Origin of the sequence: Tistlia consotensis USBA 355, assembly GCF_900177295.1 — a bacterium.
GTDB classification, from domain to species: Bacteria; Pseudomonadota; Alphaproteobacteria; order Kiloniellales; family DSM-21159; genus Tistlia; species Tistlia consotensis.
On the sequence record NZ_FWZX01000024.1, the window covers coordinates 20535 to 34674 of the forward strand.

General features: G+C 72.6%; 12 protein-coding genes. 11 read left to right on the forward strand and 1 reads right to left on the reverse strand.

Annotation, left to right across the window (positions count from 1 at the left end):
• Window positions 1-44: 44 nt before the first annotated feature.
• The 6 genes from smc to B9O00_RS22965 all read left to right on the forward strand — a co-directional run bounded on the left by smc (window position 45) and on the right by B9O00_RS22965 (window position 6391).
• Complete coding sequence (gene smc / locus B9O00_RS22940; protein WP_085125079.1) at window positions 45-3509, forward strand: chromosome segregation protein SMC; 3465 nt, start codon at window positions 45-47, stop codon at window positions 3507-3509.
• A 223-nt stretch (window positions 3510-3732) separates the two neighbouring features.
• Window positions 3733-4107, forward strand: a complete 375-nt coding sequence (locus tag B9O00_RS22945) for an AtpZ/AtpI family protein (protein WP_085125080.1) — start codon at window positions 3733-3735, stop codon at window positions 4105-4107.
• 18 nt (window positions 4108-4125) lie between these two features.
• Window positions 4126-4875 carry a F0F1 ATP synthase subunit A gene (locus B9O00_RS22950; protein WP_200808637.1) on the forward strand — a complete coding sequence of 250 codons (750 nt, stop codon included), beginning with the start codon at window positions 4126-4128 and terminating at the stop codon, window positions 4873-4875.
• Between the two features lie 83 nt (window positions 4876-4958).
• A complete protein-coding gene (locus tag B9O00_RS22955; RefSeq protein WP_085125081.1) occupies window positions 4959-5183 on the forward strand; it encodes a F0F1 ATP synthase subunit C in 225 nt (74 codons plus the stop codon).
• A gap of 98 nt (window positions 5184-5281) precedes the next feature.
• Window positions 5282-5902: a F0F1 ATP synthase subunit B family protein gene (locus tag B9O00_RS22960; RefSeq protein WP_085125082.1), complete on the forward strand. Its 621-nt coding sequence runs from the start codon at window positions 5282-5284 to the stop codon at window positions 5900-5902.
• Window positions 5903-5908: 6 nt separating this feature from the next.
• A complete protein-coding gene (locus tag B9O00_RS22965) occupies window positions 5909-6391 on the forward strand; it encodes a F0F1 ATP synthase subunit B family protein (protein ID WP_085125083.1) in 483 nt (160 codons plus the stop codon).
• 16 nt (window positions 6392-6407) lie between these two features.
• Here B9O00_RS22965 and B9O00_RS22970 read toward each other — a convergent pair whose 3' ends face one another.
• Window positions 6408-6839 (reverse strand): nucleoside deaminase, encoded by a 432-nt coding sequence (locus B9O00_RS22970; protein ID WP_089229771.1) that lies wholly within the window; start codon window positions 6837-6839, stop codon window positions 6408-6410.
• Window positions 6840-7014: 175 nt separating this feature from the next.
• On the opposite strand from B9O00_RS22970, the gene B9O00_RS22975 reads away from it, so the two are divergent.
• From B9O00_RS22975 to B9O00_RS22995, 5 genes are all read left to right on the forward strand, one after another.
• On the forward strand, window positions 7015-7443 hold the full coding sequence (locus B9O00_RS22975) for a DUF3775 domain-containing protein (protein WP_085125085.1): 429 nt from the start codon (window positions 7015-7017) through the stop codon (window positions 7441-7443).
• 137 nt (window positions 7444-7580) lie between these two features.
• Window positions 7581-8387: a pseudouridine synthase gene (locus B9O00_RS22980; RefSeq protein ID WP_367575465.1), complete on the forward strand. Its 807-nt coding sequence runs from the start codon at window positions 7581-7583 to the stop codon at window positions 8385-8387.
• Window positions 8368-8937 carry a 16S rRNA (guanine(966)-N(2))-methyltransferase RsmD gene (gene rsmD / locus B9O00_RS22985; RefSeq protein WP_085125086.1) on the forward strand — a complete coding sequence of 190 codons (570 nt, stop codon included), beginning with the start codon at window positions 8368-8370 and terminating at the stop codon, window positions 8935-8937. The genes B9O00_RS22980 and rsmD overlap by 20 nt, the downstream gene beginning before the upstream one ends.
• 287 nt (window positions 8938-9224) lie before the next feature.
• The gene (locus B9O00_RS22990) at window positions 9225-11426 is read left to right on the forward strand and encodes a calcium-binding protein (protein ID WP_085125087.1); all 2202 of its coding nucleotides are present in this window, start codon (window positions 9225-9227) and stop codon (window positions 11424-11426) included.
• Window positions 11427-11583: 157 nt separating this feature from the next.
• Entirely contained in the window at window positions 11584-14109 is a 2526-nt protein-coding gene (locus B9O00_RS22995; protein WP_085125088.1) for a beta strand repeat-containing protein, read from the forward strand.
• Window positions 14110-14140 lie beyond the last annotated feature (31 nt).

The window sequence follows — 14140 nt, forward strand, 5'->3', positions numbered from 1 at the left end:
GGGCGCCGGCTCGGCCGGCGCGTCCCTCGGGAGCGACCGAAGGCTTGGTCCAGTTTCACAGACTCCGACTCTCAGGCTTCAAGTCCTTCGTCGATCCCACCGAGCTGCTGATCGAGCCGGGCATGACCGGCATCGTCGGGCCGAACGGTTGCGGCAAGTCGAACCTGGTCGAGGCGCTGCGCTGGGTCATGGGCGAGACCTCGGCCAAGCGCATGCGCGGCTCCGGCATGGACGACGTGATCTTCGGCGGCACCGGCGCCCGGCCGGCGCGCAACCTTGCCGAGGTCACCCTGTCGGTCGACAACAGCGACCGCCTGGCGCCGGCCGCCTTCAACAAGGACGACGACCTCGAGATCGTCCGGCGCATCGAGCGGGAGAAGGGCTCGCTCTACCGGATCAACGGCCGCGAGGTGCGCGCCCGTGACGTCCAGCTGCTGTTCGCCGACGCGGCCAGCGGCGCGCAGTCGCCGGCCATCGTCGGCCAGGGCCGGATCGGCGCGATCATCAACGCCAAGCCCTCGGAGCGCCGGGCCTTGCTGGAGGAGGCGGCCGGCATCTCCGGCCTGCACTCGCGCCGGCACGAGGCGGAGCTGAGGCTCAAGGCGGCCGAGACCAACCTGGAGCGCCTGGACGACGTCATCGGCACGCTGGAGACCCAGCTGCAGGGCCTGAAGCGGCAGGCCCGCCAGGCGACGCGCTACCGCAACATCGCCGACCAGCTGCGGCGCAGCGAGGCGGTGCTGTTCCACATCGACGCCGAGGCGGCGAAGGGCCGCGTCGCCCAGGCGCGCGGCGACCTGGCGGCGATCCAGGGCAAGGTCGCGGAGCTGACCGAGCTGGCGGCGACCGCCGCGACGCGCCAGAGCGAGGCGGCAGCGGCCCTGCCGAGCCTGCGCCAGGGCGAGGCGGAAGCCGCCGCCGCCCTGCAGCGCCTGCTCAGCGAGCGCGACAGCCTCGACCGTCAGAAGGCGGAGATCGAGGCGGCGCAGCGCCAGGCGGGCGAGCGGCTCGCCCAGCTCGACGCCGACCTGGCGCGCAGCGGCGCCCTGGCCGAGGACGCGGTCGAGGCCGAGACGCGCCTCGGCGAGGAGCGCCAGCGGCTGGAGCAGGCCGCGGCCGGCGAGGGCGCGGCGCGCGAGGAGCGCCAGCAGCTGCGCGACGGGCAGGCCGCAGAGGTCGCCCGGCTGGAGGGTGAGCATGCCGCGGCCGCCAAGGCCATCGCCGAGGGCGAGGCCCAGGGACGGGCGGTCGAGCGCCGTGTCCAGGAGCTCGGCCAGCGCCTGGCGCGCCTGCGCGAGCAGCTCGAGCGGGTCGGCCGCGAGCGCGGCGAGGCCGAGGCCAACTCCGCCTTCGCCGCCGAGGTCGAGGCCGCCGAGACCGCGGTCGGCGAGGCCGAGCGCGCCCTGGAGACGGCGCGCCGCGAGCTGGAGCTGGCCGAGGCGGCGACCCAGGCGGCGCAGCAGGCCGAGGCCGAGGCGCGCGAGGAGATGCAGCAGCGCGACCGGGCGCTGCACACGCTCGACGCCGAGATCCAGGCCCTCGACAAGCTGCTGCAGCGGCCGAGCGGCGACCTCTGGCCGCCGCTGCTCGATTCAGTGACCGTCTCGTCCGGCTACGAGGCGGCGCTGGGCGCCGCGCTCGGCGAGGACCTGGAGGTGCCGGCCGACGAGGCGGCGCCGGTGCACTGGCTGACCCTGCCGCCGTTCCGCGAGGCACGGCCGCTGCCGGCGGGCGCGCGGCCGCTCTCCGAGCTGGTCGAGGCGCCGGCGGTGCTGGCCCGCGCCCTGTCCCAGGTCGGTGTCGTCGAGAGCGAGGCCGCCGGGGCGCGGCTGCAGCCGGACCTGGGCCCGGGCCAGCGACTGGTCACCAAGGGCGGCGCGCTGTGGCGCTGGGACGGCTACGTCGCCGCGGCCGGCGCGCCGACCGCCGCGGCCCAGCGCCTGGAGCAGCGCAACCGTCTGGCCGAGCTGCGCCGGGAGCGGGCGCAGGTTGCCGGCCCGGTCGAGGCGGCGCGCACTGCGATGGCCGAGGCCAAGGCCGAGAGCGAGGCCCGCGTCGCCGCCGAGCGCGCGACCCGCGAGCGCCAGCGCTCGGCCTTCGCCGCCCTCGACCGGGCGCGCGCCGAGGCCGGGCGCCTCGCGGCGCGCCAGGCGGCGGCCGAGCAGCGCCTGGCGGCGCTCGCCGAATCGGCCGAGCGGGTCGCCGGCGAGGTCGCCGAGGCCGAGGCGGCACTGGCGGCGGCCGAGGCGGACCGGGCGGCGCTGCCGGATCTCGCCGAGGCCCAGGCGCGGGTCCACGAGCTGCGCGCCGCCCTCGCCGAGCGCCGTGCCGCGCTGACCAGCGCCGAGGCCGACCTGCAGCGTCTGGCCCGCGAGGCCGAGACGCGCCAGGAGCGGCTGCTGGCGATCGGCCGCGAATCGGCGAGCTGGCGCCGGCGCATCGAGGAGACCGAGCGCCACCAGGCCGAGCTCGCGGAGCGCCGCCAGCGCCTGCAGGCCGAGCTGGCCGGCCTCGCCGAGCGGCCGGCCGAGATCACCGCCCGCCGGGGCGCGCTGTCCGAGCAGATCGAGCGGGCGGAGGCGGCGCGCAAGCAGGCCGCCGACGGCCTGGCGCTCGGCGAGGCGGCCCAGGGCGAGACCGACCGGGCGCTGCGCGTCGCCGAGCAGGAGCTCGGCAAGGCGCGCGAGCTGATGGTGCGCGCCGAAGGCGGGGTCGAGCAGACGGAGCAGGCGCTGAAGGCCCTGGCCCAGCAGGTCGCCCAGCAGCTCGAGGTCAGGCTCGAGGGGCTGCTGCGCCTGGCCGAGGTCGCGCCCGACCAGGAGCTGCCCTCGCGCCCCGAGGTCGAGAGCAGGGTCCAGCGCCTGATCCGCGAGCGCGAGGCGATCGGGCCGGTCAACCTGCGCGCCGAGACCGAGGCCCAGGAGATCGGCGAGCGGATCGACGGCCTCAACACCGAGCGCGCGGACCTGATCGCGGCGATCGGCCGGCTGCGCCAGGCCATCGGCAGCCTGAACCGCGAGGGCCGCGAGCGGCTGCTCGCCGCCTTCGAGCTGGTCAACAAGCACTTCGGCGTGCTGTTCGAGCGGCTGTTCGGCGGCGGCCGGGCGCATCTGACCCTGACCGAGAGCGACGACCCGCTCGACGCCGGCCTGGAGATCATGGCCTCGCCGCCGGGCAAGAAGCTGCAGGTGCTGTCGCTGCTCTCGGGCGGCGAGCAGACCCTGACGGCGATCGCCCTGCTGTTCGCCGTGTTCATGACCAATCCGGCGCCGGTCTGCGTGCTCGACGAGGTCGACGCGCCGCTCGACGACGCCAACGTCGACCGCTTCTGCAGCCTGGTCGAGGAGCTGGCGCACTCGCTGTCGACCCGCTTCCTGGTCATCACCCACCACCGCCTGACCATGGCGCGCATGGACCGGCTGTTCGGCGTCACCATGGCCGAACGGGGCGTCAGCCAGCTGGTTTCCGTCGACCTGGAGCGCGCGGCGGCGCTGCGCGAGACCGCCTGAGCCGCCATATGCCGGCGCCCGGGCCTGGGGTGGATCGAATTATCCTTTTTTCCTCAATGACTTGCCCCGTCTTCGCGAGCGCGGCATCCAGGCTTGACGCCTCAACAGCCCGTCCGTATGGTGCGCGCGCTTTCCGGCGCACCCGAGGCCTCAAGTCGGGTCGGGTCGGCGGGCGTCCGCGGCACGGAGAGGTCGGCCCAGCCGGCCGGAAGGAGTGGCGCGCATGACCGACGGCGACGAGCCGCGTCCCGGAGACGGGAGTGGCGGGAGGCTGGAAGCGAGGATCTCGGCGGCGCGCAAGCGTCGCGACGACGGCCGGCGGCGGGTCGGGTCACTGGCCGGGGGCGGTACCAACGGGCTGGCGGTGGGCTTGCGCATCGCCAGCGAGATGGTCGCGGCCCTGGCGGTGTCGATAGGGATCGGGCTGCTGCTCGATACCTGGCTGGGGACCAAGCCCTGGCTGATGCTGCTGTTCGTCGTGCTGGGCGTGATGACGGCGTTCTACAATGTCGTGCGCACCGCCAAGGAGCTGGAGCGCCGGCGCAAGGCAGAGAAGGCGCAGGCCGGGCCCCCGGCCGCCGATGAACGACGAGGGTGAGGGAAGACGTTGGCCGAGTTGCCTGAGACCCCCGACAAGGTTTTTCCTGTCGATCCGCTGCACCAGTTCCAGATCCATTCGATCGTGCCGGTGAACGTCGGCGGCGTCGACCTGTCGTTCACCAACTCGGCGCTCTGGATGGCCATCGCGATCGGCCTGATTGGGCTGTTCTTCGTGCTCGCCACCGGCGGGCGGCAGCTGGTTCCCGGCCGCCTGCAGTCCGTCGCCGAGCTGATGTACGAGATCGTCGCCAACATGGTGCGCGACAACGTCGGGACCGAGGGGCGCCGGTACTTCCCCTTCGTCTTCACGCTGTTCATGTTCACCCTGTTCGGCAACGTGCTGGGCATCATCCCGCACAGCTTCACCTACACCAGCCACATCATCGTCACCTTCTTCATGGCCTTCGTGATCTTCATCGCGGTCACGGTGATCGGCTTCGCGCGCCACGGGCTGGGCTTCCTGCGCCTGTTCTTCCCGCACGGCGCGCCGCTGTGGACCTCGGTGATCCTGGTGCCGATCGAGCTGATCTCCTACCTGTCGCGGCCGGTCAGCCTCTCGGTGCGTCTCTTCGCCAACATGATGGCCGGGCACATCATGCTGAAGGTCTTCGCGGGCTTCGTCCTGCTGATGGGCCTGGCCGGCGTCGTGCCGCTGGCGGCGCTGGTCGGCATCACCGTGCTGGAGCTGCTGGTCGCGGTGCTGCAGGCCTACATCTTCACGATCCTGACCTGCGTCTACCTGCACGACGCGATCCACCTGCACTGACCGCCGGGGGCGCGGCGGGGCCGCGCGCCGGGGGCTGGCTTGTTCAATCCCTTGACATGAACGACTGACGAGGAGCCGGAAACATGGAAATCGAAGCCGCCAAGATGATCGGCGCGGGCCTGGCGACGCTGGGCATGATCGGTGCCGGCCTGGGCGTGGGCCAGGTCTGGGGCAACTACTTCACCGCGATCGCGCGCAATCCCGCCGCCAAGGACGAGATCGGCGCGAACATCTGGATCGGTTTCGCGGTGACGGAAGCCATCGCGATCTACGCGCTGGTCGTCGCCCTGCTGGTCCTGTTCGGCTGATCGTCGCGTCCTCGGCGCGGACGCCGGCCGGCCGGCCGGGCGTCCCGCGCCGAACGACACCGAGACAGCCGATCCCCTCGCGAAGGAGCCGGAACGCCATGCGGCGCATTCCCAGCCCGTTCCCGACGACGCCGCTGCAGAAGGCGGCCGCCGTGCTCACGGTGGCCGGCGGTCTGCTGTCGGCGCTGCCGAGCCTGGCTCAGGAAGCGGGCGAAGCCGCCCACAAGGGCCTGCCGCAGATCTCGCAGACCGACACCTTCCCGAGCCAGGTGTTCTGGGCGATCGTCACCTTCGCCCTGCTCTACGTCATGGTCGCCCGCGTGATCCTGCCCCGGATCGCCGGCACCATGGAGGAGCGGCAGGACAAGATCGACGACGACCTCAGCCGCGCCGAGAAGCTGAAGGGCGAGGCCGATCAGGTCATGGCCGACTACGAGCGCGGCCTGCAGACGGCCCGCTCCGAGGCCCTGGACCTGCTGCGCAAGGCGCAGGAGGCCTGGCAGGTCGAGGCCGACAAGCGCAACGCCGCCGAGGACGCCAAGCTGGCCGAGCGGATCAAGGCCGACGAGGACCGCATCGCCAAGGCGCGGGCCGAGGCCGAGGGCAACCTGAAGAGCGTCGCCGCCAGCGTGGCCGTCGCGCTGACCGACAAGCTGATCGGCGTCACCCCGCCGGACCAGCAGGTGTCCAAGGCCGTCGACGCTGTCGTGCAGAGGTAGCAAGCCATGTTCTCCAGTGAATACACCTGGCTCGCCCTCGCGCTGCTGATCGTCCTCGGGACGATCCTCTGGAAGGGCCTGAAGCCGATCCTGGCGGCGCTCGACGCCCGCGGCGAGCGCATCCGCCGCGAGCTCGAGGAGGCCCAGTCGCTCCGCGAGGAGGCCCAGAAGCTGCTCGCCGAGTCGAAGCGCCGCCAGCGCGACGCGATCGAGGAGGCCAAGCAGATCGTCGAGCACGCCCGGCACGAGTCGGAGCGCATGCGCGAGACTGCGCAGAAGGAGCTCGAGCAGTCGATCGAGCGGCGCCGCCACATGGCCGAGGAGAAGATCCGCCAGGCCGAGCTCGAGGCGCTCAACCAGGTCCGCAACCACGCCGTCGACGCCGCGGTCGCGGCCGCATCCCGCCTGATCGCCGAGAATCTCGACGAGGCGCGGATCGCCGAGGTGACCGCCAGGTCGATCCAGGACGTCGCCGCCAAGCTGAACTGACGGCCGCCGGGGCGCTTCAGCGGCGCGCCCGGAAGAAATCCTTCAGCAGCGCGCCGCAGTCGCGCTCCAGCACGCCGCCGATGACCTCCGGCCGGTGGTTGCAGGTCGGCTGCTCGAAGATCCGCGCGCCGTGCTCGACGCCGCCGCCCTTCGGATCGTAGGCCCCGAAGACCAGCCGCTCGATGCGCGCCAGGGCGATCGCCTGGGCGCACATGGCGCAGGGCTCCAGCGTCACGTAGAGCCGGCAGCCGGTCAGGCGCGGTGCCCCGAGCCGCCGCGCGGCGGCGCGGATCGCCAGCAGCTCGGCATGGGCCGTAGGATCGCGGTCGGTCTCGACCCGGTTGTGCGCCGCCGCCAGCAGGCGGCCCCGCGCGTCGAGCAGGACCGCGCCGACCGGCACCTCGCCGACGGTGGCGGCGCGGCGCGCCCAGTCCAGCGCGTCGGCCATCGGTGACGAAGGTTCTTCGCTCGGCGCAGCGTCCATGGCGGAGGACATGAGCCCCGCGATTGCTTTGCCGTCAAGCTTCGCGCTAACAGAGGCGCGGAGCGCCGGACCGGATCGATCACGCGAATCCGGCCCGACGCTCGAAGGGTGGAGCCGCCCGCCGGAGAGGGGAGAAGCCATGGCGAGCCTGGATATCGATCCTGACAAGGTCTGCTTCGTCGTAGCCCGCTTCCGCGAGCTCGAGGAGGAGGACCTGATCGAGGACCCCGATGCCGAGGAGGAAGACAAGCCCGACCTCGACCACGAGGAGGCCTTCGACGAGCTCGAGGACGGCGAGGAGGAGCTCGACCCGCTGCGCGAGGAGCTGACCGGCTTCATCGAGGCGCTGCCCGAGGACGAGCAGATCGAGATGGTCGCCCTGGCCTGGCTGGGCCGCGGCGACTACGACATGGAAGAGTGGGACGACGCCCTGGAGGCCGCGGCCGACCAGCACAACGAGCGCACCGCCGGCTACCTGCTCGGCATGCCGCGTCTGGCCGACTTCCTGGAGGAGGGGCTCGTGGCCTTCGGGCTGTCCTGCGCCGATTTCGACGAGAACCGGATCTGAGCGCGACCCCGCCAGGACCCGGACCGGACGACGACGCGGAGGCCGCCGAGGCCGGTCCGGCGCCGGCGGCTGCCGAGCGTGTCGCCAAGGCGATCGCGCGCTCCGGCCTCTGCTCGCGGCGCGACGCCGAGGCGCTGATCGCCGCCGGCCGGGTCACGCTCGACGGCCGGCGGCTCGACAGCCCGGCGACCCTGGTCGCGCCCGGCCAGCGCCTCGCCGTCGACGGCAAGCCGCTGCCCGAGCCGGAGGCGTCGCGCCTGTTCCGCTTCCACAAGCCGCGCGGCCTGCTGACCACGGCGCGCGACCCCCAAGGCCGGCCGACGATCTACGAGGGCTTCCCGGCGGAGCTGCCGCGGCTGATGCCGATCGGCCGGCTCGACATGAACTCCGAGGGCCTGCTGCTGCTGACCAACGACGGCGCGCTCAAGCGCCGGCTCGAGCTGCCGGCGACCGGCTGGGTGCGGCGCTATCGGGTGCGCGTCTTCGGCCGGGTCGAGGAAGCGGTCCTGGCGCAGCTCGCCGACGGCCTGGTCGTCGAGGGCGTCGCCTACGGCCCGATCCGCGCCCGGCTCGATTCCCAGCGCGGCGACAATGCCTGGCTGACCATGGCCCTGACCGAGGGCAAGAACCGCGAGATCCGGCGGGTGTGCGAGCATCTCGGCTACCGCGTCAACCGGCTGATCCGCCTCGCCTACGGCCCCTTCCAGCTCGGCGGCCTGCCGCGCGGCGCGCTGGAGGAGGTGCCGGCGCGCATGCTCGCCGAGCAGCTCGGCAGCACCGCCGGCGGCGTCCGCACGCCCGCCAAGCGCAAGGTCGGCACGGCCAAGGCGAAGCCGCCGAAGCCCCGCCCCGGCCACCGCAAGGCGGCGGCCGCCCGCAAGGCGTCCGGACGCAAGCCCGCCGCCCGCGGCAAGGGAGCCGGCGATGCGGATCGTCGCCGGTAGCCTGCGCGGCCGGCCCCTGGTCGCGCCCGAGGGCCAGGCGGTACGGCCGACCGCCGACCGCACCCGCGAGGCGCTGTTCGGCATCCTCGAGGGCGGCCGGCTCAGCGACGGCGTCTCGCCGCTGACCGGGGCCCTGGTGCTCGACGCCTTCGCCGGCACCGGCGCCCTCGGGCTGGAGGCGCTGTCGCGCGGCGCCGCCGAGGCGGTCTTCATCGAGCGCGCGGCCCCGGCCCTGAATGCGCTGCGCGCCAACGTCCGCAGCCTGGGGGTCGCCGCGCGCTGCCGGATCGTCGAGCGCGACGCCCTGCATCCGCCGCCGGCCGAGCGGCCGGCCGGCCTGGTGCTGCTCGACCCGCCCTACAACCAGGGCCTGGTCGGTCCCGCGCTCGAGGCCCTGCGCTCGGCCGGCTGGATCGGGCCGGAGACCCTGGTCGTGGTCGAGCTGCTCAAGGCGGAGACGCCGCCGCTGCCGGAGGGCTTCGAGTCGCTCGACGACCGCCGCTACGGCAAGACGCGGCTGCTGTTTCTGCGCCTGTCCACAGCAGAGTAGCCGGCCGCGGGCCCGCTGCCGAGGCAGCCGTCAAGTCGAGGGTCCGTGATCCGGCGGCCCGGATGCCTGTTTCCGGGGCATTCTTCTTCGAGTCTCGAAGCGAGACGGTGGCGAAGCGCGGTCCGTCACCGGATTGAGCCAGATCATCCGATTGTAAACTACTTGTGGCGTAGCCTGCCCGCTACCAAGTCCGGATCGGCTCGGACGCGTCTGTCCGAGCTTTTTCGCGTCCGTCCCGGCCGGTTCGGGAAAGCGGCGGGGGCGGGGCGGCACAGGCAGACCGAGGCATGGCCAACTACACCGGTACCAGCGGCAACGACACCTATGTCGGGACGACGGCCAACGACCGTATCGAAGGTCTCGCCGGCGACGACCTGTTGTCCGGCCTGGACGGCAAGGACTCGATCTCCGGCGGTGCCGGCAGCGACACGATCGACGGCGGCGCCGGCAACGACAAGCTGCTCGGCGACAACAACTGGTACAGCGCCGACGATGGCGACGACACGATCTACGGCGGCGCGGGCAGCGATTCCCTGATCGGCGCGGGCGGCCGCGACCTGCTGTCCGGCGGCGCCGACGCAGACATCCTCTACGGCGACCTGGCCTACGAGGACAGCAGCTACGCCGCCCGGCCGGCGGACTACTACAACGACACGATCGACGCCGGCGGCGGCGACGACACCGCCTTCGGCGGCCAGGGTGACGATACGATCTACGGCGGCGAGGGCGAGAACGTCCTCTACGGCGACCTGTCCTACGGCGGCAGCGACGACGGCGACGACGCGCTCTACGGCGGCAGCGGCAACGACACGCTCTACGGCGGCGCCGGCAACGACCTGCTGCAGGGCGGCGGCGGCGCCGACAGCCTTTACGGCGGCAGCGGCGCCGACGTGATCTCGAACAGCGGCTCGGCGGCCCAGCTGGTCTATGGCGACGACACCTACGGCGGCGCCGGCGACGGCGCCGACACGATCGCGGTGGGCGACGGCGCGGACACGATCCACGGCGGCGGCGCGGGCGACACGATCGACGCCGGCGGCGGCGACAACCTGATCTACGGCGACGGCACCTACGGCGGTGCCGGCGACGGCGCCGACACGATCACGGCGGGCGAGGGGGCCGACACGGTCTACGGCGGCGGCAGCGGCGACGTGATCGTCGCCGGCGGCGGCGAGAACCTGGTCTACGGCGACGGCACCTCGGAGAGCGCCTACGACGGCGCCGACAGCATCACCGGCGGCGGTGGCAGGGACGTCTTCTACGGCGGCGGCGGCGACGACAGCCTGGAGGGCGGCGCAGGCGGCGCCGACAGCCTGTACGGCGGCACCGGCAGCGACCACATCCATTCGAGCAGCGCCGCCGACCTGCTGGTCTATGGCGACCAGGCCTACAGTGGCGCCGAGGACGGCGCCGACGTCATCCAGACCGGCGCCGGCGGCGACCAGGTCTACGGCGGCGGCGGCGGCGACGTGATCGACGCCGGGGCCGGCGACAACGTCGTGTACGGCGACCTTCCCTACGGCGGCAGCTACGACGGTGCCGACACCATCACGACCGGCGAGGGCGCCGACACGCTCTACGGCGGCGGCGGCGCGGACAGCCTGTCCGCCGGCGCGGGCGACGACCTGCTCTACGGCTACGTCGATCCCTACGGCGGCGCGGGCGATGACGATTCCCTGGACGGCGGGGCCGGCAACGACACGCTCTACGGCGGCGGCGGCAACGACGTCCTGACCGGCGGCCTCGGCGCCGACGTCCAGATCGGCGGTGCCGGCGACGACGTCGTCTACTGGGACTGGCAGGACCCGACGCTGCGCGGCGGCGAGGGCCACGACACCCTGATGGGCACCGGCGCCGACGACTCGATCTACCTGGACGACCCCGCCTTGCGGGACGGCGAGGAGGGCTGGCAGTCGCAGGCCGGCCAGTTCGAGGCCGTCGACCTCGGTGCCGGCGACGACACCCTGATCGGCGACCGCATCAGCACCCAGGACGTCAGCCTGTCGGTCTACGGCGGCGAGGGCGTCGACGTGATCTCGCTGTTCGGCCAGGGCAACGACAGCATCTACGGCGGCGCCGGGACCGACTGGATCTGGGGCGGCGCGGGCAACGACCGGATCGAGGGCGGCGCCGAGACCGACTACCTCTATGGCGGCACCGGCGACGACAGCCTGATCGGCGGCGACGGCTACGACGTCTACTACTTCCTGCGCGGCGACGGCACCGACCGGATCGCCGACGGCGGCGCCGGCGGCGCCAACGGCCTGGTCATCGCACCGGGCTGGGACGACCTCGGCAACGGCGTCTACCCCGACGACGTGACCTTCACCGACAACGGCGACGGCAGCTGGACGATCACGATCGACGGCGGCAGCGGCGGCGCGGTGACCTTCGAGGCGGGAGAGATCGACGCGATCAACCTGCGCGGCGACGACAACGCCAGCGTCACCGAGTACGAGTGGGACGGCGACGAGTACGTCCAGGTCTGACCGCTACCCCCGCGAGACACGATCTCCGAATCCTCTGATCTACTTGTGAGGCGGGCCGTTTTCGATTACGTTACATTCGGCTCGGAGGGGTGTCTCCGGGCCGTTTGGTGCGCGCTCGCAACGGAGCGCTGGGGAAGGGGACTCGCTCGGGACCGGCATGGCGAGCTACTACGGCGGCAGCGGCGACGACAGCTACACCGGGACCTCGGGATCCGACGCGATCTACGGGAACGGTGGCAGCGACCTGCTGTCCGGCCTCAAGGGCAACGACACGCTCTACGGCGACAACGGCTGGTACGCCTCGACCGACGGCAACGACACGCTCTACGGCGGTAGCGGCGGCGATTCGCTGGTCGGCGCCGGCGGCCAGGACCAGCTGTTCGGCGGCAGCGGCAACGACGTCCTCTACGGCGACCTCGCCTACCAGGACAGCGGCTACGCCTCCAGGCCGGCCGGCTTCTACGACGACTTCCTGGACGGCGGCGGCGGCAACGACACGGCCTACGGCGGCCAGGGCAGCGACACGGTCTACGGCGGCGAGGGCAGCAACCTGCTCTACGGCGACCTCGCCTACGGCGCTAGCGACGACGGCAACGACACGCTGGCGGCCGGCTCGAGCAGCGACACGATCTACGGCGGCGGCGGCAGCGACTCCGTCGACGCCGGCGGCGGCAACAACCTAGTCTACGGCGACAGCCTCTACGGCGGCGCCTCGGACGGCGCCGACAGCATCACGGCGGGCGACGGCAACGACACGCTCTACGGCGGCGGCGGGGCCGACACGATCGCCGCCGGCAACGGCACCAACACCGTCTACGGCGACTATGTCGACGGCGGCAGCTACGACGGCGCCGACCACATCACCGGCGGCACGGGCAAGGACATGCTCTACGGCGGTGGCGGCGACGACAGCCTGGACGGCGGCAGCGGCGGCGCCGATACGCTCTACGGCGGCTTCGGCAACGACCACCTCGTCTCGGCCAGCAACGACTCGCTGCTGATCCACGGCGACCTGGGCTACAGCAACGGCGGCGACGGCAACGACCTGATCCAGGCCGCCGGCGGCGACGACACGCTGTACGGCGACGGCGGCAGCGACGTGATCGACGCCGCCGCGGGCAACAACCTGATCTTCGGCGACGCGGTCTCGGCCGGCCCGAACGACGGCGCCGACACGATCACGGCCCTGGGCGGCGACGACACGATCTACGGCGGCGGCGCGGCCGACCACATCGACGCGGGCGCCGGGGACAACCTGGTCTACGGCGACTGGGCCTCGCCGAACTCGGCCGACGGCGCCGACCACATCACCGCCCTCGGCGGCAACGACACGATCTACGGCGGCAGCTACGCCGACTACATCGACGCGGGCGGCGGCGACAACCTGGTCTACGGCGACTACGGCTCGCCCAACTCGACGGACGGCGCCGACACGATCGTCGCGGCGGCCGGCAGCGACACGATCTTCGGCGGCAGCGCCGGCGACCACATCGACGCCGGCGAGGGCCACAACCTGATCTACGGCGATTTCACCTCGCCCAATTCGTCGGACGGCGTCGACAACATCACCAGCGGCAGCGACTCCGACACGATCTACGGCGGCGGCGATGCCGACGTCATCCAGGCCGGCGACGGCGACAACCTGATCTACGGCGACTTCACCTCGACCAACTCGTCGGACGGCGCCGACAGCATCACCGCGGGCTCGGGCTCGGACACGATCTACGGCGGCGGCAACGCCGACCACATCGTCGGCGGCGACGGCGACAACCTGATCTACGGCGATTTCCTCAGCAGCGTATCGGGCGACGGCGGCGATTTCATCTCGACCGGCAGCGGCGCCGATACGCTCTACGGCGGCGGCGGCGCCGACAGCCTGTCGTCCGGCGGCGGCAGCGACTTCCTCTACGGCGGCGACGGCAACGACATCCTCGACGGCGGCCTCGGCGCCGACGTGCAGATCGGCGGTGCCGGCGACGACGTCATCGCCTGGGACTGGCAGGACACGACGCTGCGCGGCGGCGAGGGCCACGACACCCTGATGGGCACCGGCGCCGACGACTCGATCTACCTGGACGACGCCGCCTTCCGCGACGGCAGCCATGCCTGGCAGTCGCAGGCCGGCCAGTTCGAGGTCGTCGACCTGGGCGCCGGCGACGACACCCTGATCGGCGACCGGCTGAGCAGCCAGGACGTCAGCCTGACGGTCTACGGCGGCGACGGCAGCGACGTGGTCTCGCTGTTCGGCAACGGCAACGACAGCATCTACGGCGGCGCCGGGACCGACTGGATCTGGGGCGGCGAGGGCAACGACAAGATCTACGGCGGCGGCGGCACCGACTATCTCTACGGCGGTTCCGGCAACGACACCCTGGCCGGCGGCGAGGGCTACGACGTCTACTACTTCCTGCGCGGCGAGGGGAACGACACGATCAGCGACGGCGCCAGCGGCACCAACGGCCTGGTCATCGCGCCCAGCTGGAGCCACTCCGGCAACGGCGTCTATGCCGACGACGTGACCTTCACCGACAACGGCAACGGCAGCTGGACGGTCTCGCTCGACGGCGGAGACGGCTCGATCACCTTCAATTCCAGCGAGATCGACACGATCAACCTGCGCGGCGACCACAACAGCAGCGTCACCGAGTACAGCTGGGACGGCCACGAGTACGTGCTGGGCTGAGCGGCGCTGCCGTCTCCCGGGGAGGCAGGGA

Coding starts and splice junctions, on each gene's coding strand:
- B9O00_RS22945 (WP_085125080.1), top strand. CDS start 3,733: ATGACCGACGGCGACGAGCCGCGTCCCGGAGACGGGAGTGGCGGGAGG.
- B9O00_RS22970 (WP_089229771.1), bottom strand. CDS start 6,839: ATGGCCGACGCGCTGGACTGGGCGCGCCGCGCCGCCACCGTCGGCGAG.
- B9O00_RS22955 (WP_085125081.1), top strand. CDS start 4,959: ATGGAAATCGAAGCCGCCAAGATGATCGGCGCGGGCCTGGCGACGCTG.
- B9O00_RS22995 (WP_085125088.1), top strand. CDS start 11,584: ATGGCGAGCTACTACGGCGGCAGCGGCGACGACAGCTACACCGGGACC.
- rsmD (WP_085125086.1), top strand. CDS start 8,368: ATGCGGATCGTCGCCGGTAGCCTGCGCGGCCGGCCCCTGGTCGCGCCC.
- B9O00_RS22965 (WP_085125083.1), top strand. CDS start 5,909: ATGTTCTCCAGTGAATACACCTGGCTCGCCCTCGCGCTGCTGATCGTC.
- B9O00_RS22975 (WP_085125085.1), top strand. CDS start 7,015: ATGGCGAGCCTGGATATCGATCCTGACAAGGTCTGCTTCGTCGTAGCC.
- B9O00_RS22960 (WP_085125082.1), top strand. CDS start 5,282: ATGCGGCGCATTCCCAGCCCGTTCCCGACGACGCCGCTGCAGAAGGCG.
- B9O00_RS22990 (WP_085125087.1), top strand. CDS start 9,225: ATGGCCAACTACACCGGTACCAGCGGCAACGACACCTATGTCGGGACG.